At 47.7% G+C, this 23,608-nt stretch carries 23 protein-coding genes and 1 riboswitch; of the genes, 20 read left to right on the top strand and 3 right to left on the bottom strand.

Annotated elements, in window-relative coordinates; translation table 11 throughout:
* Nucleotides 1–64 precede the first annotated feature (64 nt).
* Genes polX through NYE36_RS14560 form a run of 3 tightly spaced genes read left to right on the top strand, consistent with a single transcriptional unit; the run spans nt 65 to nt 4,576 of the window.
* Nucleotides 65–1,777, top strand: a complete 1,713-nt coding sequence (polX, locus tag NYE36_RS14570; protein WP_007408115.1) for a DNA polymerase/3'-5' exonuclease PolX — start codon at nt 65–67, stop codon at nt 1,775–1,777.
* Between the two features lie 20 nt (nt 1,778–1,797).
* Nucleotides 1,798–4,155: an endonuclease MutS2 gene (locus NYE36_RS14565; RefSeq protein WP_060674766.1), complete on the top strand. Its 2,358-nt coding sequence runs from the start codon at nt 1,798–1,800 to the stop codon at nt 4,153–4,155.
* A 16-nt stretch (nt 4,156–4,171) separates the two neighbouring features.
* Nucleotides 4,172–4,576, top strand: coding sequence for a DUF350 domain-containing protein (locus tag NYE36_RS14560; RefSeq protein ID WP_003152541.1), 405 nt, complete (start codon nt 4,172–4,174; stop codon nt 4,574–4,576).
* A gap of 138 nt (nt 4,577–4,714) precedes the next feature.
* Here NYE36_RS14560 and NYE36_RS14555 read toward each other — a convergent pair whose 3' ends face one another.
* A complete protein-coding gene (locus NYE36_RS14555) occupies nt 4,715–4,882 on the bottom strand; it encodes a DUF2711 family protein (protein WP_250637124.1) in 168 nt (55 codons plus the stop codon).
* On the bottom strand, nt 4,879–5,397 hold the full coding sequence (locus NYE36_RS14550; RefSeq protein WP_250637123.1) for a DUF2711 family protein: 519 nt from the start codon (nt 5,395–5,397) through the stop codon (nt 4,879–4,881). Before NYE36_RS14550 ends, NYE36_RS14555 begins: the two co-directional genes overlap by 4 nt.
* 74 nt (nt 5,398–5,471) lie before the next feature.
* Between NYE36_RS14550 and NYE36_RS14545 the strand changes: the two genes are divergently transcribed.
* The 9 genes from NYE36_RS14545 to NYE36_RS14505 all read left to right on the top strand — a co-directional run bounded on the left by NYE36_RS14545 (nt 5,472) and on the right by NYE36_RS14505 (nt 16,104).
* The gene (locus NYE36_RS14545) at nt 5,472–7,160 is read left to right on the top strand and encodes an AMP-binding protein (protein ID WP_060674764.1); all 1,689 of its coding nucleotides are present in this window, start codon (nt 5,472–5,474) and stop codon (nt 7,158–7,160) included.
* An 88-nt stretch (nt 7,161–7,248) separates the two neighbouring features.
* The gene (locus NYE36_RS14540) at nt 7,249–7,833 is read left to right on the top strand and encodes a TetR/AcrR family transcriptional regulator (protein ID WP_007408119.1); all 585 of its coding nucleotides are present in this window, start codon (nt 7,249–7,251) and stop codon (nt 7,831–7,833) included.
* Between the two features lie 13 nt (nt 7,834–7,846).
* Nucleotides 7,847–8,626 (top strand): enoyl-CoA hydratase, encoded by a 780-nt coding sequence (locus NYE36_RS14535; RefSeq protein ID WP_053573143.1) that lies wholly within the window; start codon nt 7,847–7,849, stop codon nt 8,624–8,626.
* 13 nt (nt 8,627–8,639) lie between these two features.
* The gene (locus NYE36_RS14530) at nt 8,640–9,413 is read left to right on the top strand and encodes an electron transfer flavoprotein subunit beta/FixA family protein (RefSeq protein ID WP_033574190.1); all 774 of its coding nucleotides are present in this window, start codon (nt 8,640–8,642) and stop codon (nt 9,411–9,413) included.
* A 31-nt stretch (nt 9,414–9,444) separates the two neighbouring features.
* On the top strand, nt 9,445–10,422 hold the full coding sequence (locus tag NYE36_RS14525) for an electron transfer flavoprotein subunit alpha/FixB family protein (protein ID WP_015417950.1): 978 nt from the start codon (nt 9,445–9,447) through the stop codon (nt 10,420–10,422).
* A gap of 213 nt (nt 10,423–10,635) precedes the next feature.
* Nucleotides 10,636–12,126, top strand: a complete 1,491-nt coding sequence (locus NYE36_RS14520; protein ID WP_094032201.1) for an alpha-N-arabinofuranosidase — start codon at nt 10,636–10,638, stop codon at nt 12,124–12,126.
* Nucleotides 12,127–12,279: 153 nt separating this feature from the next.
* On the top strand, nt 12,280–12,594 hold the full coding sequence (gene trxA / locus NYE36_RS14515; protein WP_003152560.1) for a thioredoxin: 315 nt from the start codon (nt 12,280–12,282) through the stop codon (nt 12,592–12,594).
* A gap of 141 nt (nt 12,595–12,735) precedes the next feature.
* Nucleotides 12,736–14,508: an excinuclease ABC subunit UvrC gene (gene uvrC, locus NYE36_RS14510; protein WP_015417948.1), complete on the top strand. Its 1,773-nt coding sequence runs from the start codon at nt 12,736–12,738 to the stop codon at nt 14,506–14,508.
* A gap of 61 nt (nt 14,509–14,569) precedes the next feature.
* Nucleotides 14,570–14,749, top strand: a riboswitch (Lysine riboswitch).
* A 125-nt stretch (nt 14,750–14,874) separates the two neighbouring features.
* Nucleotides 14,875–16,104 (top strand): aspartate kinase, encoded by a 1,230-nt coding sequence (locus NYE36_RS14505; protein WP_015417947.1) that lies wholly within the window; start codon nt 14,875–14,877, stop codon nt 16,102–16,104.
* A gap of 46 nt (nt 16,105–16,150) precedes the next feature.
* On the opposite strand, the gene NYE36_RS14500 is transcribed toward NYE36_RS14505, so the two are convergent.
* Nucleotides 16,151–16,597: a YslB family protein gene (locus NYE36_RS14500; protein WP_007612940.1), complete on the bottom strand. Its 447-nt coding sequence runs from the start codon at nt 16,595–16,597 to the stop codon at nt 16,151–16,153.
* Between the two features lie 296 nt (nt 16,598–16,893).
* Here NYE36_RS14500 and sdhC point away from each other — a divergent pair, with 296 nt between their 5' ends.
* From sdhC to NYE36_RS14460, 8 genes are all read left to right on the top strand, one after another.
* Nucleotides 16,894–17,502, top strand: a complete 609-nt coding sequence (gene sdhC / locus NYE36_RS14495; protein ID WP_003152571.1) for a succinate dehydrogenase cytochrome B558 — start codon at nt 16,894–16,896, stop codon at nt 17,500–17,502.
* Nucleotides 17,503–17,535: 33 nt separating this feature from the next.
* Entirely contained in the window at nt 17,536–19,296 is a 1,761-nt protein-coding gene (gene sdhA / locus NYE36_RS14490) for a succinate dehydrogenase flavoprotein subunit (protein ID WP_003152573.1), read from the top strand.
* 2 nt (nt 19,297–19,298) lie between these two features.
* Complete coding sequence (sdhB, locus tag NYE36_RS14485; RefSeq protein ID WP_003152575.1) at nt 19,299–20,057, top strand: succinate dehydrogenase iron-sulfur subunit; 759 nt, start codon at nt 19,299–19,301, stop codon at nt 20,055–20,057.
* Nucleotides 20,058–20,116: 59 nt separating this feature from the next.
* A complete protein-coding gene (locus NYE36_RS14480) occupies nt 20,117–20,554 on the top strand; it encodes a thioesterase family protein (RefSeq protein WP_094032203.1) in 438 nt (145 codons plus the stop codon).
* Nucleotides 20,555–20,674: 120 nt separating this feature from the next.
* The gene (gene gerE, locus NYE36_RS14475) at nt 20,675–20,899 is read left to right on the top strand and encodes a spore germination transcription factor GerE (protein ID WP_003152579.1); all 225 of its coding nucleotides are present in this window, start codon (nt 20,675–20,677) and stop codon (nt 20,897–20,899) included.
* A gap of 186 nt (nt 20,900–21,085) precedes the next feature.
* Entirely contained in the window at nt 21,086–21,526 is a 441-nt protein-coding gene (locus tag NYE36_RS14470; RefSeq protein WP_003152580.1) for a MarR family transcriptional regulator, read from the top strand.
* Nucleotides 21,527–21,533: 7 nt separating this feature from the next.
* Nucleotides 21,534–22,352, top strand: a complete 819-nt coding sequence (gene racE / locus NYE36_RS14465) for a glutamate racemase (protein WP_012118125.1) — start codon at nt 21,534–21,536, stop codon at nt 22,350–22,352.
* 106 nt (nt 22,353–22,458) lie between these two features.
* Nucleotides 22,459–23,544 (top strand): GerMN domain-containing protein, encoded by a 1,086-nt coding sequence (locus NYE36_RS14460; RefSeq protein ID WP_007408133.1) that lies wholly within the window; start codon nt 22,459–22,461, stop codon nt 23,542–23,544.
* Nucleotides 23,545–23,608 lie beyond the last annotated feature (64 nt).

Here is a 23,608-nt window from a genome sequence, read left to right as displayed (position 1 = left end):
TCAGTTGTGCCGGAGGAGAAAAATTTGTATGATGAAAAGCAGGAAACGACTGGGGGTTAACAGTATGCATAAAAAAGATATCATCAGGCTGCTTGAAACGATTGCGGTCTATATGGAACTGAAAGGGGACAACCCGTTTAAAATATCAGCCTTCCGAAAAGCGGCAGCGGCGCTTGAGCAGGATGACCGCAGCCTGTCGGAAATCGACGACATGATGTCTTTATCCGGAATCGGAAAAGGCACCTACGGCGTCATTCGTGAATATATGCAGGAAGGTGTGTCCGGCACGCTTCTCCAATTGCAGAAAGAAGTTCCGGAAGGCTTGGTTCCTCTTTTGAAGCTTCCGGGCCTCGGCGGCAAAAAAATCGCCAAGCTGTATCAGGAACTGGGCGTTCATGACGCGGAATCGCTGAAAGAAGCATGCGAGCAGCAAAAAGTACAGGGGCTCGCCGGTTTCGGCAAAAAAACGGAGGAGAAAATCCTCCAGGCTCTCGGAGAAGCCGGAAAACAGCCGGAACGGTTTCCGATCGGCTATGCGCTCAGCATTGCTTCAGTAATTGAAGAACATTTGGCCCGGCTGACGGATATTCAGAAATATTCCCGGGCCGGCAGTCTCAGAAGAGCGCGGGAGACTGTAAAAGATCTGGATTACATTATCGCTACAGATCATCCGGAGGCTGTCAGAGAACAGCTTCTTTCTCTCCCGAACGTAAAAGACGTGATAGCGAGCGGGGATACAAAAGTATCAGTCATCCTGACCTTTGAATATGAGACGAGTGTGGATTTCCGGCTTGTGACAGAGGAACAGTTTGCCACCACACTTCATCATTTTACCGGTTCTAAAGATCACAACATTAAAATGCGCCAGCTGGCGAAAGAGCGCGGCGAACGGATCAGTGAATACGGAGTAGAAACCATAGAAACGGGAGACGTCAAAACATTCCCGAGCGAAGAAGCGTTTTACGCCCACTTCGGTCTGCCGTTTATTCCTCCTGAGCTCAGAGAAAGCGGGCAGGAGGTCGACACGTACCGGGAAGAAACGGATCTTGTGGAGCATAAAGCGATAAAAGGCGATCTCCACATGCACTCAGCCTGGAGTGACGGCGCTTTTTCCATCAGAGAAATGGCAGAAGCGTGTATGGCAAAAGGCTATCAGTACATGGCGATCACCGACCATTCTCAATATTTAAAGGTAGCCAACGGGTTAACGGCCGAACGGCTCAAAAAACAGGCGGAAGAAATTGACGCGTTAAATGCTGAATTTGAAAATTTTCATATTTTTAAAGGCGTAGAGATGGACATTCTCCCCGACGGTTCGCTTGATTATGATGACAGTGTTCTGTCTGAAATGGATCTTGTCATCGCATCTATTCATTCAAGCTTCAGCCAGCCGGAGCATGTCATTATGAAACGGCTTGAACAGGCGCTGACGAATAAGCACGTGGACATTATCGCCCACCCGACGGGACGCCTGATCGGCAGACGGGCCGGCTATGAAGTCGACATCGACATGCTGATTGAACTCGCCGCCAAAACAAATACGGCGCTTGAACTGAATGCAAACCCCGCGCGCCTCGATTTACGGACTGAGCATCTGATCAAAGCAAATGAAAAAGGTGTGACTTTGGTCATTAATACCGATGCCCATAATATCGAGATGCTCGATGATATGAAAACGGGCGTGACCGCTGCGCGCAAAGGGTGGACGGAGACAAAACATGTGTTAAACGCCCGGCCGCTACACGAGGTCAAAGCATTTCTGACGCGCAATGATTAAGTAAGGAGGATCACAAAACCGTGCAGCAAAAAGTGTTATCATCACTTGAATTTCATAAAGTAAAAGAACAGATTACCGCACATGCCGCCTCATCGCTCGGCCGGGAGAAGCTTCTGCAGCTGAAACCTTTGACGGATCTCTCAGACATCCAAAAACAGCTGGATGAAGTCGAAGAAGCATCCGCGGTCATGCGCTTGAGAGGCCATGCTCCGTTCGGCGGCCTGACCGACATAAGATCCGCTTTACGGCGGGCGGAAATCGGCAGTGTGCTGACGCCGGCGGAATTCACCGAATTGTCCGGGCTGCTGTATGCCGTTAAACAAATGAAGCATTTTATCAGCCAAATGACAGAAGACGGCGTCGGTATTCCGCTGATACAGGCCCATGCAGAAGAACTGATTACATTGGGCGATTTGGAAAGGGAGATTAACTCCTGCATTGATGACCATGGTGAAGTGCTTGATCATGCATCCCCCGCTTTAAGGGGAATCCGCACGCAGCTCAGGACACTTGAATCAAGAGTCAGAGACCGGCTTGAATCGATGCTGCGTTCATCTTCCGCTTCTAAAATGCTGTCTGACACCATCGTTACGATTCGGAATGACCGCTTTGTCATCCCGGTTAAACAGGAATACAGATCAAGCTACGGCGGAATTGTCCACGATACATCTTCATCCGGTGCGACACTGTTTATTGAACCGCAGGCGATCGTAGATATGAACAACTCGCTTCAGCAGGCGAAAGTAAAAGAAAAACAGGAAATCGAACGGATTCTCCGGATGCTGACGGAGCATACGGCTGAACACACACAAGAAATCGCTCAAAATGTGGAAGTGCTGCAGACACTGGATTTCATTTTCGCCAAAGCGAGATACGCAAAAGCGATGAAGGCGACAAAACCACTCATGAACGGAGACGGTTTTATCCGGCTGAAAAAAGCGCGCCATCCGCTGCTGCCCCAAGATCAAGTCGTGGCCAACGATATTGAACTGGGCGGAGATTATTCAACGATCGTCATCACGGGACCGAATACGGGCGGTAAAACCGTTACGTTAAAAACACTCGGGCTGCTGACGATAATGGCGCAGGCAGGATTGCACATACCGGCTGATGAGGGATCGGAAGCAGCAGTATTTGACAATGTGTTTGCCGATATCGGCGATGAACAGTCGATCGAACAAAGTCTGAGTACGTTCTCATCCCACATGGTCAATATCGTCAATATTTTAAAAGACGTGTCTGAAAACAGTCTTGTGCTGTTTGATGAACTCGGTGCCGGAACAGATCCGCAGGAAGGAGCGGCGCTTGCCATGAGCATCCTTGACGAAGTTCACCGGACAAACGCCAGAGTGCTTGCGACAACCCATTATCCGGAACTGAAAGCATACGGATATAACAGACAAGGCGTCATGAATGCCAGCGTTGAATTTGACATTGAAACGCTTTCGCCTACCTATAAGCTTCTGATCGGAGTGCCGGGCCGAAGCAACGCATTTGAAATCTCAAGACGCCTTGGGCTTCCGGAGCATATCATCGGCCAGGCGAAGTCAGAAATGACCGCCGAACATAACGAAGTCGATCTGATGATCGCATCCCTTGAAAAAAGCAAAAAAAGAGCGGATGAAGAGCTTTCTGAAACCGAATCAATCAGAAAAGAAGCAGAAAAACTGCACAAAGAGCTTCAGCAGCAAATCATTGAGCTGAACGCCCAAAAAGATAAAATGATGGAAGAAGCCGAGCAGAAAGCTGCGGAAAAACTGGAAGCCGCCGCAAAAGAAGCCGAACAGATCATCCGCGAACTCCGGTCCATCAAGCAAGAACACAGATCCTTTAAGGAACACGAGCTGATTGACGCCAAAAAACGTCTCGGAGACGCGATGCCGGCTTTTGAAAAATCAAAGCAGCCGGAAAGAAAAACAGAGAAAAAACGCGAGCTCAAGCCGGGCGACGAAGTAAAGGTGCTCACATTCGGACAAAAAGGGGCGCTGCTTGAGAAAACCGGCGAGAAAGAATGGAACGTCCAAATCGGCATCCTTAAAATGAAGGTGAAGGAAAAAGATCTTGAGTTTCTCAAATCGGCTCCTGAACCGAAAAAAGAAAAAGCAATCACCGCCGTAAAAGGGAAGGATTATCACGTATCCCTTGAACTTGACCTCAGGGGAGAGCGTTACGAAAACGCCCTCAGCCGCGTCGAAAAATATTTAGATGACGCGGTGCTTGCCGGCCATCCGAGAGTGTCCATCATTCACGGAAAAGGCACGGGCGCCCTCCGAAAAGGGGTGCAGGATCTTCTGAAAAACCACCGCAGCGTGAAAAGCTCGCGGTTCGGGGAAGCGGGAGAAGGAGGATCAGGCGTAACGATTGTCGAACTAAAATAAAAAGGGAGTAAACGTCATGAATGCTTTTTGGGAAAATGAGCTTGTTGAAATCGCGGCTTATTACAGTGTAGCCGTCTTGTGTCTCGTCATTTTTCTGACCGTGTTTGAATTGGTGACATCCTATAAAAACTGGGTGGAAATCCAAAAAGGCAATCTTGCGGTGGCAATGGCGACCGGAGGGAAAATTCTCGGTATCGCAAATGTCTTTCAGCACAGCATCGCCCAGCATAATTCGCTTTTGCAAATGATCGGCTGGGGCGTATACGGATTTATTATGCTTTTAATCAGCTATTTTATCTTTGAATTTCTGACGCCCCGGTTTAAAATTGATAAAGAAATTGAAAAAGATAACAGAGCTGTCGGCTTTATTTCATTTGTCATCTCAGTCGGCCTGTCATTTGTGGTGGCCGCCGGGATTTAAGGGGACGGGGAAAAATGGAGAAGCTTGCGAAAGTGCTGCTGTCGGCAGCGGGAATTTTTCTGTTCATCGGACTTATTTATCTGGTCATGACATCTTAATACTGAAAAAAGGCTGCCGAACTAAAATCGGCGGCCTTTTTTATTGAGAATACCAGTTTATGCAGGCCGTATCAGAGCAAATGACGGCTTCCCAACTCATGGCGCGGATGACAGACGGCATGTCTTGATCTTCCATAAGAAAAAGTGTCGTAAAAGAATCATATAGGCTCATAAAAGCGGCGCGCCGTTTTTCGTCGGCAATGATCATGTCAGCCCGCAGCAGTCCGCATACATCCGAAGCCGCCGTTTAAATATGCCTTTCTCTTCGACCGGCTCATAATAAGTGCAGCGCTTTATGCCTTTTGAACGGAACACATCCAAAAGTCCCGGAATTAAAAATGGTGAAGTGACATCGTCGCTTGGCAAGTACAGATCGGGATGAAGCCGATTAAACAGCCTGGCGGATTCAGGATGTTCATATTCATCCCGAAGTGCCGTGGCAGCAGTCATAAGCGCAAGCGCCGTCTCTTTTTCAGAGCGCAATCCGCAAACGGTCGTGACGGATTGCCAGGAAACGGGTCTGCCCATCGCGATGATCTCCTCATCACTCGGATAAATATGTTCATAAGGCCGTGTGCGCTTTTGCTCTTCCCACCCATCAGGCTTCCGGACAAAGGGATGAAGCAAAAAGGCGGCCGACGTAAACGGCTTCGGCAGCTGGCGCAGGATAGGAACTCCCTCTTCAAAATGCAGCGTTTCCAGCAAGCAAACTCGAAATTTCACATGAAACGCTTTCCAATTCCAATCACCCTTCTGCTATAATAATAACGTATAGGAAAACAGAAGGGAGAGGTATTATGCAGTCTGAAAAGCCATGGCTTTCTCAATATCCCGAAGAGATTCCGCATGAGCTTGAATTTACCGATCAAACCCTGCCATCCAATCTGACAAACTCCGCAGCTCAATTCCCGAACCATACCGCCATTTATTTTCTCGGAAAAAAACTCACATTCCAGGACGTTCTCACAGATTCGTTAAAGCTAGCCGCTTTTTTACGCAAAACAGGCCTGAAAAAGGGTGACAGAGCCGCCATTATGCTGCCCAATTGTCCGCAGGCGGTCATCGCTTTTTACGGTGTATTGTTTGCCGGCGGCATTGTCGTTCAGACCAATCCTCTCTACACGGAACACGAGCTTGAGTATCAGCTGAAAGACAGTGCGCCGCGCGTGATCATCACCCTTGATATGCTGTTTCCGAAGGTGATAAAAATGAAAACGTTATCACTCGTCGAGCGCATTATTACAACGAGTATAAAAGACTTTTTACCGTTTCCGAAAAATATGCTGTATACGCTCACGCAAAAACAGCAGGTTCATATTGATTATGACGGATGCGAACAAATTCACAAATTAGCGGATATTTTTAAAAACGAAAGAGCGGAGGAGGCAGAGCCATTTGATATTGACCCTGCGCATGACATCGCCGTGCTTCAATACACGGGCGGAACAACCGGCTATCCGAAAGGCGTCATGCTCACACACCGGAACATTCAGGCCAATACAGAAATGTGCGCCGCCTGGATGTACAAAATGAAAAAGGGAGCCGAAAAGGTGCTCGGCATCGTGCCTTTTTTTCATGTGTACGGATTGACCGCCGTGCTCAATTTTTCCATTATGCAGGGATGTGAAATGATCCTTCTTCCTAAATTTAATCCTTTGGATACCCTGAAAACAATCGACAGGCTGAAGCCGACGGTTTTTCCCGGGGCGCCGACGATTTACATCGGGCTGTTGCATCACCCGGAGCTGAATAAGTATGATTTGTCCTCCATTGAAAGCTGTCCGAGCGGTTCAGCGGCGCTGCCGGTTGAGGTCAAACAGAAATTTGAAAAAGTGACCGGAGGAAAGCTTGTGGAAGGCTACGGATTATCCGAAGCATCACCGGTTACCCATTCAAACTTCATTTGGGGAAAAAATAAACCCGGCAGCATCGGCTGTCCCTGGCCCAATACCGACGCCGGAATCTATTCAGAAGAAAAAGGCGGGCTTGCGGGGCCGTATGAACACGGCGAGCTGATCGTAAAAGGCCCTCAGGTCATGAAAGGATACTGGAATAAGCAGGAGGAGACGGCGCGTGTCATCAGAGACGGCTGGCTGTTTACCGGAGATATGGGATATATGGATGAGGAAGGATTTTTCTACATCGCCGACAGGAAAAAAGACATCATCATTGCCGGCGGATACAACATTTACCCCCGGGAGGTGGAGGAGGCGCTTTATGAGCATGAAGCCGTTCAGGAAATTGTCGTAGCGGGCGTCCCTGACTCCTACAGAGGGGAAACGGTGAAAGCATTTATCGTTTTGAAAAAAGGCGCCGAGGCAGATGCCGATGAGCTTGATGCGTTTGCAAGAGAGCGGCTTGCGCCGTACAAAGTCCCGAAGCTTTACGAATTCAGAAAAGAGCTTCCGAAAACGGCCGTCGGAAAAATATTAAGAAGGCGTTTAGTCGAAGAGGAAGATGCTTCCCGTGAAAACAAGGTGCCTTAAAAGAAAAACTTGACAAAATCCGGATTCCTTTTTATCATGAAGTTATGAATGAATAGTCATTCATTTATCGAAGGAAGGAACGATGACATTGAACCAAAAACGGCCAAAGTATATGCAGATTATTGATGCAGCAGTAGAAGTCATAGCGGAAAACGGCTATCACCAATCACAGGTGTCCAAAATCGCCAAGCAGGCCGGCGTTGCGGACGGCACCATCTATTTATATTTCAAAAACAAAGAGGATATACTCATTTCTCTTTTTAAAGAAAAGATGGGCCAGTTCATTGAACGCATGGAAGAAGAAGTGAAAGAAAAAACGACGGCAAAAGAAAAACTCGCCCTCGTTATTAAGCAGCATTTCACACTGCTCGGCAATGACCGCCACCTCGCGATTGTGACCCAGCTTGAGCTCAGACAGTCAAATATCAAGCTGCGCCTGAAAATCAATGATATTTTAAAAGGTTATTTAAACATGCTGGACACCATTTTGACCGAAGGAATCAAGTCGGGGGAATGGAAAGACAATCTCGACGTCCGCCTCGCCCGGCAGATGATATTCGGGACGATAGATGAGACAGTGACAACATGGGTGATGAACGATCAGAAATATGATCTTCCGGATTTGTCAGACAAGGTATTGGAGCTGTTGGTGTCAGGAATTCATCAAAACTAAAGGGGGTTGACGGATGAACAGCCTTTCGATGGCGGTAGAACAATCTGTTGCGGTGATCACCATTAATCATCAGCCGGCCAACGCGCTGTCCGGTGCGGTTTTAGATGAGTTATCCGGTCTGTTCGACCGGTGTGAAACAGATGACAGCGTCAGAAGCATCATCATTCGCGGTGAGGGGAAATTTTTCTCGGCGGGCGCCGATATAAAGGAATTTACGTCGCTTGAAAATCTTGAGCAATCTTCTGCCATGGCGGATAAAGGCCAGCAGCTGATGGAAAGAATTGAAGGGTTTCCGAAGCCCGTGATCGCAGCGATTCACGGTGCTGCGCTCGGAGGCGGTCTTGAGCTAGCCATGGCCTGCCATATCAGAATCGCTACATTAGATGCAAAGCTCGGCCTGCCCGAGCTGAATCTCGGCATTATTCCGGGCTTTGCCGGGACGCAGCGGCTTCCCCGGTACGTCGGTACGGCGAAAGCGCTTGAAATGATCGGCACTTCAGAACCTGTGACCGGAGAAGAAGCGCTCAGCCTCGGGCTTGTCACGATAGGCGCCGAACATGAGGAAGAGCTGCTGAAAAAGGCGAAAACGCTCGCGGGCAAGTTTGCGGAAAAAAGCCCGCAGTCGATGGCTTATCTGCTTGAGCTCCTTTATTCAAACAAGATCTATTCTTATGACGGCGGCTTAAAGCTTGAAGCAAAGCGTTTTGGGGAAGCATTTTCATCAGATGACGCAAAAGAAGGCATTCAGGCATTTCTCGAAAAAAGAAAGCCTCAATTCGGTGGGCGAAGATAAAGGGGATAAGATTATGAATCTATTTGTACTGATGAAACGGACGTTTGACACAGAAGAGAAAATCGTCATTGAAGCAGGAAAGATTCAGGAGGACGGGGCCGAATTTATCATTAATCCATATGATGAATACGCCATTGAAGAAGCCATTCAGCTGAAGGAAGAGCACGGCGGAACCGTTACCGCCGTAACCGTCGGCGGAGAAGATGCGGAGAAAGAACTGAGAACCGCCCTTGCGATGGGCTGTGACCAGGCGGTGTTAATCAATATTGAAGATGATCTGAGCGATCCTGACCAATACTCCATTTCAACTATCTTATATCATTATTTCAAGGACCGGGAATATGATCTGATTCTCGGCGGAAATGTCGCGATTGACGGCGGTTCAGGCCAAGTGGCTCCAAGGCTTGCCGAACTGCTGAACATTCCTTGCGTCACAACGATCACAAAACTGACAATCAGCGGCGATGAAGCTGTGGCAGAGAAAGACAATGAAGGGGATACCGAAATCATTAAAACCTCACTTCCTTTAGTCATCACGGCACAGCAAGGCTTAAACGAGCCGCGCTATCCGTCGCTTCCGGGCATTATGAAGGCGAAGAAAAAACCGCTGGAAGAACTTGAGCTCGATGACCTCGACATTGATGAAGAAGATGCCGCACCGAAGCTCAAAACGATCGAACGTTTTCTGCCGCCGCAAAAAGAAGCGGGCAGACTGATCGAAGGAGAAGCCGCTGAGCAGGCGAAAGAGCTTGTGTCACTGCTGAGAAAAGAAGCCAAAGTCGTATAAACCGATATTAAAGAAACTGGGGGATGTCAGAATGGGAAAAAAAGTGATCGTACTCGGAGAAATTCGTGACGGCGCCTTACGGAACGTCACCTTTGAAGCCATAGCCGCAGGCAAAACCATTTCCGGCGGAGGAAATGTCATCGGCGTGCTGATGGGAAAAGGCGCAGCTGATGCAGCACCAGAACTCATTCAGTACGGCGCCGACAAAGTATTTACGGCCGATTCGCCGGGGCTTTCTCAGTATACGGCGGACGGATATGCCGCGGTTCTCGGGGATCTGATCGAAAATGAAAAGCCTGATGCGGTTATTTTCGGCCACACTTCTATGGGAAAAGATTTGTCACCTAAGCTTGCGGCCCGGTTTGAAACGGGGCTGATTTCAGACAGCACGGATGTAAGCGTTACCGGAGACAACATCGTTTTTACAAGACCGATCTATTCCGGCAAAGCCTTTGAACAGGTAATTTCAACCGATCCGTTCATTTTGGCGACGATTCGTCCGAATAATATTCAGGCATTAGAAAAAGACGCGAGCCGGACGGGTGATATCGAAGAGCTTGCGGCGCCTCCGGCAGATTTGCGGACGGTCATTGAAGAAGTAGTCAAAAAAACGGCGGACGGCGTGGATTTATCAGAAGCGAAAATTATCGTAGCAGGCGGCCGCGGTGTAAAAAGCAAAGATGGATTTGAACCGTTAAAAGAACTTGCCGAGGTGCTCGGAGCAGCGGTGGGCGCTTCACGCGGCGCGTGTGACGCGGACTATTGCGATTATTCCCTTCAAATCGGCCAGACGGGAAAAGTCGTTACGCCGGATTTGTATATCGCCTGCGGCATTTCCGGAGCGATTCAGCACTTGGCGGGCATGTCAAATAGTAAGGTCATTGTTGCCATTAACAAAGACCCGGAAGCGGAAATATTTAAAATAGCGGACTACGGAATTGTCGGCGATTTGTTCGAAGTGGTTCCGCTTCTGACCCAAGAATTTAAAAATGCCAATATTCATTCATAATCATAAACCCTCTGGCTTATTTGTCAGAGGGTTTTAATTTGTGTTAATTGGTTCGTACAAATTAAAGGTTGATAAAATAAGAGATTGACATGTACGAACCAATATAATAAGCTTTTGTAAAGCGCTTACAAACTTATCCATTCAGCATACATCCCAGATACATAGATCGGCTGTAGTGCTTTCATTCTTATTAAAGGAAAGGAATGATCAAGTTTGTCTCACAATACGGCAGTCATTCAAACTGATATCACACGGGGAACCATTAATAAAAACATATACGGACATTTCGCGGAACACCTGGGAAGAGGCATATATGAGGGCATCTGGGTCGGAAAAGATTCCGATATTCCGAATACCGGCGGGGTCAGGACGGATGTCGCCGCCGCCCTCAAACAGCTTCAGATTCCCGTCCTCAGATGGCCGGGCGGCTGCTTTGCAGATGAATACCATTGGGCAAACGGCGTAGGGAAACGCAAAACCATGCTGAATACCCATTGGGGCGGGACGATTGATTCCAATGAATTCGGCACGCACGAGTTTATGATGCTTTGTGAACTGCTCGGCTGCGAACCGTACATCGCCGGAAACGTCGGCAGCGGAACGGTTAAAGAAATGGCTGATTGGATTGAATACATGACGTTTGAAGCGGGCACGCCGATGTCCGACTGGAGAAAAGAAAACGGGCGGGAAAAACCGTGGAAGCTGACATATTTCGGAATAGGAAATGAGAACTGGGGCTGCGGCGGAAACATGCATCCTGAGTATTATGCCGACCTTTACAGAAACTTTCAAACCTATGTCCGCAATTACAGCGGTAATGAAATCTATAAAATTGCCGGCGGCGCGAATGTCGATGATTACCGCTGGACTGAAACTTTAATGAAAAAAGCCGCTGATCTCATGGACGGGCTGAGCCTTCATTATTACACAATACCGGGCGATTTCTGGAAGGGGAAAGGATCAGCGACGGAGTTTACGGAAGATGAATGGTTCATCACGATGAAAAAAGCGGCGCATATGGATGAATTGATCACAAGGCACAGCGCCATCATGGATCAGTACGATCCCGAAAAAAGAGTCGGGCTGATCATTGATGAATGGGGCACGTGGCTTGATCCTGAGCCGGGCACGAATCCGGGCTTTCTGTATCAGCAGAATACGATCCGCGACGCCCTTGTGGCAGCCACGCATTTTCACATTTTTCATCAGCACGCAGACCGCGTACAGATGGCCAATATCGCGCAAACCGTCAACGTGCTTCAGGCAATGATCCTGACAGAAGGGAAAGACATGCTGCTGACGCCGACGTATCATGTGTTTGATATGTTTAAGGTGCATCAGGACGCTTCTCTTTTGGCGACAGAAACAAAAGCAGCCGGGTACGAATGGAATGACGGCCGGCTCCCGCAAGTCAGCATTTCAGCGTCCAAACAGCAAAACGGAGACATACATATCAGCCTTTGCAATATCGATCATCTGCACAAAGCTGATGTGAAGATTGAACTGCGGGGCATGAAAAAGACAGGGAAGCCTTCGGGAACGATTCTTCACGCGGAAAAAATGAATGCCCACAATACATTCAGGAGTCCGGAAAACGTCAAACCGAAGCCGTTTTCCGGGTTTGCTCAAAAGGGCGGAAAACTTGAGGCGGAGCTTCCTCCGATGGCGGTTGTATTAATCACGCTGCCTGCGAATCCATCTTAAGTTTTGAACGCCTGCCGCCCGGTTATAATACACTGTATAAATAAGATTATTTCCGGCGGGTTCGGGAGAAAATAATATAAGCATTAAATTAGCATGAACGAATGGGAGATGCTATACTAAAAATCATCATTTGACAATTGGAGGAATAACAAAATGGCTATCGTAAAAGCAACTGATCAATCGTTCTCAGCTGAAACAAGTGAAGGTGTCGTATTGGCTGATTTCTGGGCTCCTTGGTGCGGACCTTGTAAAATGATCGCGCCCGTTCTTGAAGAGCTTGATCAAGAAATGGGAGACAAACTGAAAATCGTTAAAATCGACGTGGATGAAAACCAAGAAACTGCCGGTAAATACGGCGTCATGAGCATCCCGACACTTCTCGTATTGAAAGACGGAGAAGTCGTTGAAACATCTGTCGGTTTCAAACCGAAAGAAGCTCTTGAAGAGCTTGTAAACAAACATCTGTAAGCCGAAAGCTTTCGTTACGGCAGGGCGATTCCTTTGAAGGGAATCGCCTTTTTTGATCTTCCAAAAGCTGAGAATGGAGAAAAACAAATGTTCGTGATACACTGAATGGACACGAGAAATGAATGTAAGGAAGGGTAACGTATGAATAAACAACTGAAAGAAAAACTGGCCCTCCTTCCCGATCAGCCGGGCTGTTATTTAATGAAAGACCGTCAAAAAACAGTCATCTACGTGGGGAAAGCGAAAGTCTTGAAAAACAGGGTGCGATCTTATTTCACCGGTTCTCACGACGCAAAAACCCAACGGCTTGTGACGGAGATTGAGGACTTTGAATATATCGTGACTTCCTCCAATCTTGAAGCGCTTATTTTGGAAATGAATCTGATTAAAAAATACGATCCGAAATACAATGTCATGCTGAAAGATGATAAAACCTATCCCTTTATTAAAATCACCCATGAACGCCATCCGCGGCTGATTGTCACCCGGAATGTCAAAAAAGACAAAGGACGCTATTTCGGCCCGTATCCGAATGTGCAGGCGGCGCGGGAAACGAAAAAACTGCTGGACCGCCTTTACCCGCTCAGGAAATGCTCAAAGCTTCCGGACCGCGTCTGTCTCTATTATCATCTCGGACAATGCCTTGCCCCATGTGTAAAGGATATATCTGAGGAGACAAACCGTGAGATTGTTGAAGACATTACCCGTTTTTTAAAGGGAGGGCATAACGAAATCAAAAAAGAGCTCGAAGCGAAAATGGCAGAAGCGGCGGAAAAGCTTGAATTTGAACGGGCTAAAGAATTCCGCGACCAGCTTGCTCACATCGAATCGACGATGGAGAAGCAAAAAATGACCATGAATGACCTTCTGGACCGCGATGTGTTTGCATATGCCTACGATAAAGGCTGGATGTGCGTCCAAGTCTTTTTCATACGCCAAGGAAAACTGATCGAACGTGACGTCAGCATGTTTCCGATGTATCAGGAAGCGGATGAAGAATTTCTGACCTTCATCGGCCAGTTCTACTCTAAAAACAATCACTTTCTGCCTAAGGAAATTCTGGTGCCTGACAGCGTTGACAGGGACATGATCACCGAGCTGTTGGAAACCGCCGTCCATCAGCCGAAAAAAGGCCCGAAAAAAGAGCTGCTTTTGCTTGCGCACAAAAATGCGAAAATCGCCCTGCGGGAAAAATTCTCGTTAATCGAGCGGGATGAGGAACGGTCAATCGGTGCAGCCGAACGGCTCGGCGAAGCGCTGAATATTTATACGCCGCATCGGATTGAAGCGTTTGACAACTCCAATATTCAAGGCACAAACCCCGTATCGGCCATGATTGTCTTTATTGACGGAAAACCGAATAAAAAGGAATACCGCAAATATAAAATTAAAACCGTAACAGGGCCGGATGATTACGGCTCAATGAGGGAAGTCGTCAGAAGAAGGTACACGAGGGTGCTTCGCGAAAATCTTCCGCTGCCGGATTTAATCATCATTGACGGCGGAAAAGGGCAGATTAACGCGGCGCGCGACGTGCTCGAGAATGAGCTCGGCCTTGATGTCCCGGTAGCGGGATTGGCGAAAGATGATAAACACCGGACATCCAACCTTTTGATCGGCGACCCGCTTGAACCGGTGTTTCTGGAGCGAAACAGCCAAGAGTTTTACCTGCTTCAGCGCATTCAGGACGAAGTTCACCGTTTTGCGATCAGCTTTCACAGACAGATCCGGGGAAAAAGCGCCTTTCAATCCGTTCTGGATGATATCCCCGGAATCGGCGAAAAACGCAAAAAAATGCTCTTAAAACATTTCGGATCTGTCAAAAAGATGAAGGAAGCAAGCCTTGACGATATCAAAAAAGCGGGTGTGCCGGCCGCGGCGGCCCAGCTGCTGTTTGAAAAATTAAAAAAATAGTATTGTGCTTTTCTGAAAAATCTGCTAGAATGTGAACTAATTTCATAAGATCGTGTTATATGGTGAAGATAGAGGTGCGAACTTCAATAGTAAGCCTTTGGAGAATGATGGATTCTGCGAAAAAGGCTGAAAGGGGAGCGTCGCCGAAGTGTATCACATCCCATCGGTGTGATTCGCTGGCCTTGCATTAAATAAATGTAAGGCTGTCAAGAATTCATTTTCTTGGAGGGCTATCTCGTTGTTCATAATCAATCGTAATGATATGAAAAAGCAATGAGAGCTATTCCTCTCATTGCTTTTTTTATTGTGGACAAAACGCTCTTTTCTCCTCACCCGCACGAACCAAAATGTAAAGGGTGGTCTAGTATGGGTCTTATCGTACAAAAATTCGGAGGCACTTCCGTCGGCTCTGCCGAAAAAATTCAAAATGCCGCAAATCGCGCCATTGCTGAAAAGCAAAAAGGCCATGACGTCGTAGTCGTCGTTTCGGCAATGGGAAAATCAACCGACGCGCTCGTTAACCTCGCGGGTGAAATCACATCTGAACCAAGCAGACGCGAGATGGATATGCTTTTGTCTACGGGAGAGCAGGTCACGATTTCGCTTTTGGCCATGGCGCTTCAGGAAAAAGGATATGACGCCGTCTCTTATACGGGCTGGCAGGCGGGTGTCCGCACGGAAGCCGTTCACGGCAATGCGAGAATTACGGATATTGATATCACGGCGATTCGTTCGCAGCTTGCAGAAGGCAGGATTACAGTCGTTGCCGGTTTTCAGGGCGTAACGGAAGACGGAGGCATCACGACGCTCGGACGGGGCGGTTCCGATACGACGGCGGTCGCTCTTGCCGCAGCGCTGGAAGCGGATAAATGCGACATTTATACAGATGTTCCGGGCGTATTTACGACAGATCCGCGGTATGTCCGGTCAGCGAGAAAACTGGCGGGAATTTCTTATGATGAAATGCTGGAGCTTGCAAATCTGGGAGCGGGTGTTCTTCACCCGCGGGCGGTTGAGTTCGCGAAAAACTACCAAGTGCCTTTAGAAGTGCGGTCTAGTACGGAACATGAAGCGGGAACATTAATTGAGGAGGAATCATCAATGGAGCAGAATTTAATCGTCAGAGGAATTGCATTTGAAGACCAGATCACGAGGGTGTCCGTTACAGGCCTTGCAAGCGGATTGACAACACTTTCAACAATCTTCACCGCGCTGGCAAAACGAAACATCAACGTTGACATTATTATTCAGACACAGTCGGACGATGGGGAAGCGGATATTTCTTTCTCAGTGAAAACGGAAGATGCCGCGCAAACGGTCGCCGTGCTTGAAGAATATAAAAACGCGCTTGACTATGAAAAAATTGAAACCGAAAGAAAACTGGCGAAAGTCTCTATTGTCGGGTCGGGCATGGTTTCAAATCCCGGCGTCGCCGCGGACATGTTTGCCGTACTGGCGGAAAAAAATGTACAAGTCAAAATGGTGAGCACATCTGAAATAAAAGTATCAGCGGTTGTCAGCGAAAATGATATGGTGAAAGCGGTCGAAGCGCTTCATGATGCGTTTGAGCTTTCTAAACAGCCGTCTGCCGTGTAAACGGGCAGGCAAAAAGGCGGGACTTGGAGTCACCGCCTTTTTTCAATTATACAGGGTCCTTCATATCCCATTTTACAGTCAGGACGACTTTATCCGCTCTCTTTTTTACCTGTTCATAAGATTCTGCAATCTGATCGTTCATCAATTGAATCTGTTCGGCTATAAAACCGGCTTCAAGCTGAAAACAAGGCTCTTTCTGATGTTTGAGCCTGCTGGATACGAGCGGTCCTTCCAGTTCAAATTCCAGTTCTTGTTTTTTTGATCCTGCGTTTGTCAAAGTTCCCCAGCCGGCTTTTTCAAAAAAGGCGGGGATTTCTTCCCACGATTGAAGAGGAAATTTGCGGGCGAGGCGTTTTCCCGCCCAATACATCATCGATGAATGCTCCGGGCCGAGGATATCCGGAAGCACGATTTCCCGGATTAATTCGTAGCCGTATGCGCTGACGTCGAGTTCAGTTAAAGGTTCTAAAGCTGCTTCATAATTATTCTTCATATTATGTATTCCCCTCTCTCCTTCGTTTATTATAGCTTAAACAGGGGGGAGGATTACAGGATGATCCTATAAAACACGCGAAAAAATGTGAGAAAGATATCGCAGGAAAATAAAATTTTCCCTCCAGATAATCAATTCCGAAAATTATAATTTATGTACACGTTTTCTTGACGCCCTTTTGAGGGAGGAGTAAAATGAAATTGTCAATAAATTTTAATAAAGTGCTTACAATTGAAACGAAGTGGGGGCAGAGATTTTAGTACATTTCGCACTTAAATCAAACAGGGGGTAAAGTAATGTCTGGGAACAGAGAGTTTTATTTTCGAAGATTGCATTCCTTGCTCGGTGTTATTCCGGTCGGCATCTTTTTGATCCAGCATTTAGTCGTCAACCAATTTGCCGCAAGGGGAGCGGATGCGTTTAACAAGGCGGCCGGCTTTATGGACAGTCTGCCGTTCAGGTATGCGTTAGAAATTTTTATTATTTTCTTACCTTTAATTTATCATGCGGTTTACGGTGTGTACATAGCATTTACTGCGAAAAACAACGCTGGCCACTACAGTTATTTCAGAAACTGGATGTTTGTGCTTCAGCGTGTCACTGGTATTCTCACCCTTATTTTCGTCAGCTGGCATGTGTGGCAGACGCGGATTGCCGCGCAGATGGGCGCTGAAGTCAACTTCGATATGATGGCGAATATTTTGAGCTCGCCGTTTATGCTCGGTTTTTACATTGTAGGCGTTTTATCGGTCATTTTCCACTTTTCAAACGGCTTATGGTCTTTTGCGGTCACATGGGGGATCACGGTCACGCCGCGTTCTCAAAGAATTTCGACTTACGTGACGCTGATTATATTTTTAGCGCTTTCATACGTAGGTTTAAAAGCGATTTTTGCGTTTGTGTAAGAGAACTAGATTACTAGAGGGAGAGGGGCTATCATGAGTCAATCAAGCATTATCGTAGTCGGCGGGGGTCTTGCCGGCCTCATGGCGACAATTAAAGCAGCGGAATCAGGCACGGCCGTTAAATTGTTTTCCATCGTTCCGGTCAAACGCTCTCACTCGGTCTGCGCGCAGGGCGGGATAAACGGAGCTGTCAACACAAAAGGGGAAGGAGACTCTCCGTTTGAGCATTTTGATGACACGGTATACGGAGGCGACTTTTTGGCAAACCAGCCTCCTGTAAAAGCGATGTGTGAAGCGGCGCCGTCCATTATCCACTTATTGGACCGCATGGGGGTTATGTTTAACAGAACGCCGGAAGGGCTCTTGGACTTCCGCCGTTTCGGGGGTACACAGCATCACAGAACCGCATACGCGGGAGCGACGACGGGTCAGCAGCTTCTTTACGCACTGGACGAGCAGGTGCGCAGATATGAAGTGGCGGGTCTCGTCACAAAATATGAAGGCTGGGAATTCCTCGGCGCCGTTCTTGACGATGAGCGCACGTGCCGCGGTATCGTAGCCCAAAATCTGACCAATATGCAAATCGAGTCATTCCGTTCTGACGCCGTTATTATGGCGACGGGAGGTCCCGGAATCGTATTCGGAAAATCAACAAACAGCATGATCAACACGGGATCTGCAGCATCAATCGTCTATCAGCAGGGCGCTTATTATGCAAACGGCGAATTTATCCAAATTCACCCGACAGCAATCCCGGGGGACGATAAACTGCGTCTGATGAGTGAATCGGCGCGCGGAGAGGGCGGAAGAGTCTGGACGTACAAAGACGGAAAACCTTGGTACTTCCTTGAGGAAAAATATCCGGCTTACGGAAACCTCGTGCCGCGGGATATTGCGACACGTGAAATCTTTGACGTGTGCGTGAATCAGAAACTCGGCATCAACGGTGAAAACATGGTGTATCTCGATCTGTCGCACAAAGATCCGAAAGAGCTCGACGTTAAGCTTGGCGGCATTATCGAAATCTATGAAAAATTCATGGGCGATGACCCGCGCAAGCTTCCGATGAAAATTTTCCCTGCCGTTCACTATTCAATGGGCGGACTGTGGGTTGATTATGATCAGATGACAAGCATCCGCGGACTGTTCGCAGCGGGTGAATGTGATTATTCAATGCACGGAGGAAACCGTTTAGGGGCGAACTCTCTGCTTTCCGCCATCTACGGAGGAATGGTGGCCGGACCGAATGCGGTGAAATATGTTTCCGGACTTGAAACATCAGCGGAAGACCTGTCTTCTTCATTATTTGATTCCTATGTGAAAAAAGAAGAAGAAAAATGGGCCGATATCATGAAGATGGACGGCGACGAAAATGCCTACGTGCTTCACCGTGAGCTCGGAGAATGGATGACGGCCAACGTCACGGTGGTCCGCCACAACGACAAGCTTTTGAAAACGGATGACAAGATCCAAGAGCTGATGGAACGCTTTAAGAAAATCAATATCAACGATACGACAAAATGGAGCAACCAAGGCGCGATGTTCACCCGCCAGTTCTCCAATATGCTTCAGCTTGCCAGAGTCATCACGCTCGGCGCATATAACCGAAATGAAAGCCGGGGAGCGCACTATAAACCGGATTTCCCTGAAAGAAATGACGATGAGTGGCTCAAAACGACGATGGCTAAACATGCCGGTCCGTTTGAAGCTCCGGAATTTGAATATCAGGATGTCGATGTATCACTGATTGCGCCCCGTAAACGCGACTACTCGAAGAAGAAGGTGGCGAAATAATCATGAGTGAGAAAAAGATACGGTTTATCATTACACGTCAGGATACGCCCGAAAGCGCGCCATACGATGAAGAATTCGAAATCAATTACCGCCCGAATCTGAACGTGATTTCCGCCCTGATGGAAATCCGCAGAAATCCCGTGAATGCAAAAGGAGAGAAAACCACTCCGGTCGCATGGGACATGAACTGTCTTGAAGAAGTATGCGGCGCCTGCTCCATGGTCATCAACGGGAGACCGCGCCAGTCATGTACGGCGCTGATTGATAAGCTGGAACAGCCGATCCGTCTGAAACCGATGAAAACATTCCCGGTTGTCCGTGACCTTCAGGTTGACCGCAGCAGAATGTTTGATTCACTGAAAAAAGTGAAAGCATGGGTGCCGATTGATGGAACTTATGATTTGGGGCCTGGGCCGAGAATGCCGGAAAAACGCCGCCAGTGGGCATATGAATTGTCTAAATGCATGACATGCGGCGTCTGCCTCGAAGCCTGCCCGAACGTCAACAGCAAGTCGAAATTCATGGGGCCTGCCCCGATGTCGCAAGTGCGTCTGTTTAACGCCCATCCGACGGGCGCGATGAACAAAGCAGAACGTTTAGAAGCGTTAATGACAGACGGCGGCCTCGGAGATTGCGGGAATTCACAAAACTGTGTTCAATCCTGCCCGAAAGGCATTCCGCTTACGACTTCAATCGCTGCTTTGAACAGAGATACCAATTTACAAGCGTTCCGTAATTTCTTCGGAAGCGACAGAGTATAAGAAAGAGAAAAAGAGCCTCTTCCGCACGGGAGAGGTTTTTTTATAAGGAGCTGAAGGTGATGAAACAGCCGCAATATATTGATATCCCGTTTGAAGAATGGAGACAGTCGTTTTCTTTCTTTACTGAAGTATCGGTTCGTTTTTCAGAAACGGATATGTTCGGCCATATGAATAATGTAACCCCTTTCATCTATTTTGAAGAAGCGCGGATCGCTTATTTTAAACAGCGAGGCATAACGGCGCAAAACTCGGAAACGATGACGGTCGTCGCAAGCCAGCAGTGCGACTATATGCGTCAGGTGATGCCGTATGAAAATCTGCGGATTTATGTGAAAGCAAGCGCTGCCGGAAATGCGTCCGTCACCCTTCATTACCTTGGAGAAAATGAGTCGGGCCTGCCGTGCTTTACAGGTTCCGTCGTTATGGTTCAAGTGTCGAAGAAAAGCGGCAAAGCGATCAGCTGGACGGAGCGGGAGAAAGGCATTCTGCTCGCCTGAACGGATAACTATTTCTCTAAGAGACGTCACCTCCGAAGCGCCCTTTACATATGATATCTTGACTATATAAACCCATTCGTTTCAGATTCGCTCTCACCTTAGCAAGGAGGGTTACAATACTTGAAGGAGAAAGATTTTCAATCAAAGCCGCTGCTGACCAAAAGAGAAAGAGAAGTATTCGAATTGCTCGTTCAAGACAAGACAACAAAGGAAATTGCAAGCGAGCTATTTATCAGTGAAAAAACTGTACGGAATCACATTTCAAATGCCATGCAGAAGTTAGGTGTGAAAGGGCGTTCGCAAGCTGTTGTCGAGCTTCTTAGAATGGGTGAGCTAGAGCTCTGATTCTTGCCGGTTTTCCTTCTTTTCGAGAAGGAGCCGGTTATTTGCGTTGGCGCCCGGGCTGATGGGCATGCGGTGAAAATCCCGGTTTTTCCTTTTTCTCCGTCAGTCTTGCATTTTCTTAAAAAAAGAAGGAAAATAGACACGGAGCGCATAGCCCAGAAAGATCCTTGAGTGAGGGATGGACAAATGACATCAAAATCTGTAGAGCATGTTGCGGATATCGAAAAATCACTCCGCCATATCGCTGCGATCATTAAACAAAAAGGAAGAGAAATCCTTAACCAATATGCAATTACACCGCCGCAATTCGTGGGGCTTCAATGGCTTTATGAATTGGGGGATATGACAATAGGCGAATTATCAGGCAAAATGTATTTGGCTTGCAGCACGACGACGGATCTGATAGACCGCATGGAAAAAAATAAGCTTGTCGAGCGGGTGAAAGACCCGGCTGACAGACGGGTCGTCAGAATTCATCTTCTCGCTGAAGGAGAGCGCATTATCCAAGAAGTGATTTTGAAAAGACAGGCTTATTTGCGGGATATGTTTGCGACATTTTCCGAAGAAGAAACAGCCGCTTTCGAAAAATCATTATTGAAACTGCAGCATGAAATGAAAAGAAAATGAGGCGATTTTGTTGGAACAGCCGATAGGAGTCATTGATTCCGGGGTTGGCGGGTTAACCGTTGCTAAGGAAATCATGAGACAGCTACCGAAGGAAAATATCATCTATGTGGGAGATACAAAACGCTGCCCGTACGGCCCGCGTCCTGAAGAAGAAGTTCTTCAATACACGTGGGAAATGACCGATTACCTGCTGGAAAACCACCATATCAAAATGCTCGTGATCGCCTGCAATACGGCCACGGCCATTGCCTTGGAGGATATTCAGCGCAAAACGGATATTCCGGTTGTCGGCGTCATTCAGCCGGGTGCGAGAACGGCGATAAAGGTCACGAAAAACCAGCATATCGGCGTCATCGGCACGGTCAATACCATTAAAAGCAGAGCGTATGAGCAGGCGCTGCTCGGGTTAAACGCAGAACTTCAAGTTGAGAACACGGCTTGTCCGCTGCTCGTGCCGTTTGTGGAAAGCGGACGGTTTCTTCAGGAATCAGCGGAGGAAGCGGTTGAAGCATCGCTTGAGCCTTTAAAAGGTACATCAATTGACACCTTGATTTTAGGATGTACGCATTATCCGATTTTAAAAGATCCGATTCAGAACTATATGGGAGAGCATGTGAAAATCATTTCCTCCGGAGACGAGACGGCGAGAGAAGTGAGCACCATCTTGTCTTATAAAGGTTTGTTAAACCAATCGAAACATGCACCGGAGCATCAATTTCTTACAACGGGAGAGCGGAACGGCTTCGCAAAAATTGCCGAAGACTGGTTCGGCCACGAAATCGGCCATGTCGAGTGCATCTCCCTTCAAGAGCCGGTCAGAAAATAAATCAAAAAAACCCGCTGTTTACGGCGGGTTTTTTTGCGCTTCCCGGTCTATTTCCCGGACAGGGCTCGTATACATCATAGTACAAACAGCCTTAGGAGGGAAAAGTATGCTGAAAAAAGGACCTGCAGTCATTGCTGCAACATGTCTTACTTCGGCTTTTGTGTTATCTGGATGCGGTTTGTTTCAATCCGATAAAACAGCCGGGGAAATTGACCCGCCTCAAGACATTTCATATGTAAAGGATGAAGCGGGAATTCAGGCAAAACCAAAGCAGTCAGAGAAAAACGGCACTTCTAAAGCCGACCAGCCGGCCAATACAGTCATGCGAGAGCTGTATCTGATTGATAAAAACGGCTATGTCGCAGCACAGACACTGCCTCTTCCGAACAGTGAGGGAACCGCAAAGCAGGCCCTTGAGTATTTGGTTCAGGGAGGGCCTGTGTCAGAAATCCTGCCGAACGGCTTCAGAGCGGTGCTCCCTGCGGATACGACGGTAAATGTCGATATTAAAAAAGACGGCACTGCCGTCGCTGATTTTTCGAAGGAATTTAAAAACTATAAAAAAGAAGACGAACAAAAAATCCTGCAATCGATTACATGGACGCTTACCCAATTCAGCTCAATAGATAAAGTCAAAATCAGAATCAACGGGCACGAACTGAAAGAAATGCCTGTGGGCGGCACGCCGATTACGGGCGATTTAAGCAGAAAAGACGGGATTAATATTGAAACGGCCGGAGTGAATGATCTGACAGACACCCATCCGCTGACTGTCTATTATCTGGCGGAAACAGAGACGAGCGAATACTACGTGCCTGTCACAAAGCGGATTGACAATTCGGAAACAAATGACATCACCGCTGCCGTTGAACAGCTCGCCGACGGACCGGGCAAAGCAAGCGGGCTTTTGACGGACTTTAATAACGATGTTAAGCTTCTCGGCAAGCCGAAAGTAAAAGACGGCCAAGTTACACTGGACTTTAACAGCTCCATTTACGGAAGCGCCGACGAAAAAACAAAAATGGTATCATCGGGCGTACTGGACAGCATCGTTCTCACATTAACCGAACAGCCGTCGATTAAAAGTGTTTCTATAAAAGTAAACGGAAAATCAGAACTGGTGAATGAAAAAGGAGAATCCCTTTCAAAACCTGTTTCGAGGCCGTCACAAGTGAATACGGGTAGTTTTTAATTTGCGATTTTTGATATACTAGTAAAAAAGAGGTTAGCGTTCCGGCTGCCTCTTTCTTTATTCA

Source organism: Bacillus sp. FSL R5-0593, from assembly GCF_038603755.1.
GTDB lineage: Bacteria > Bacillota > Bacilli > Bacillales > Bacillaceae > Bacillus > Bacillus velezensis.
This window is presented reverse-complemented; position numbering and strand designations above follow the sequence as displayed.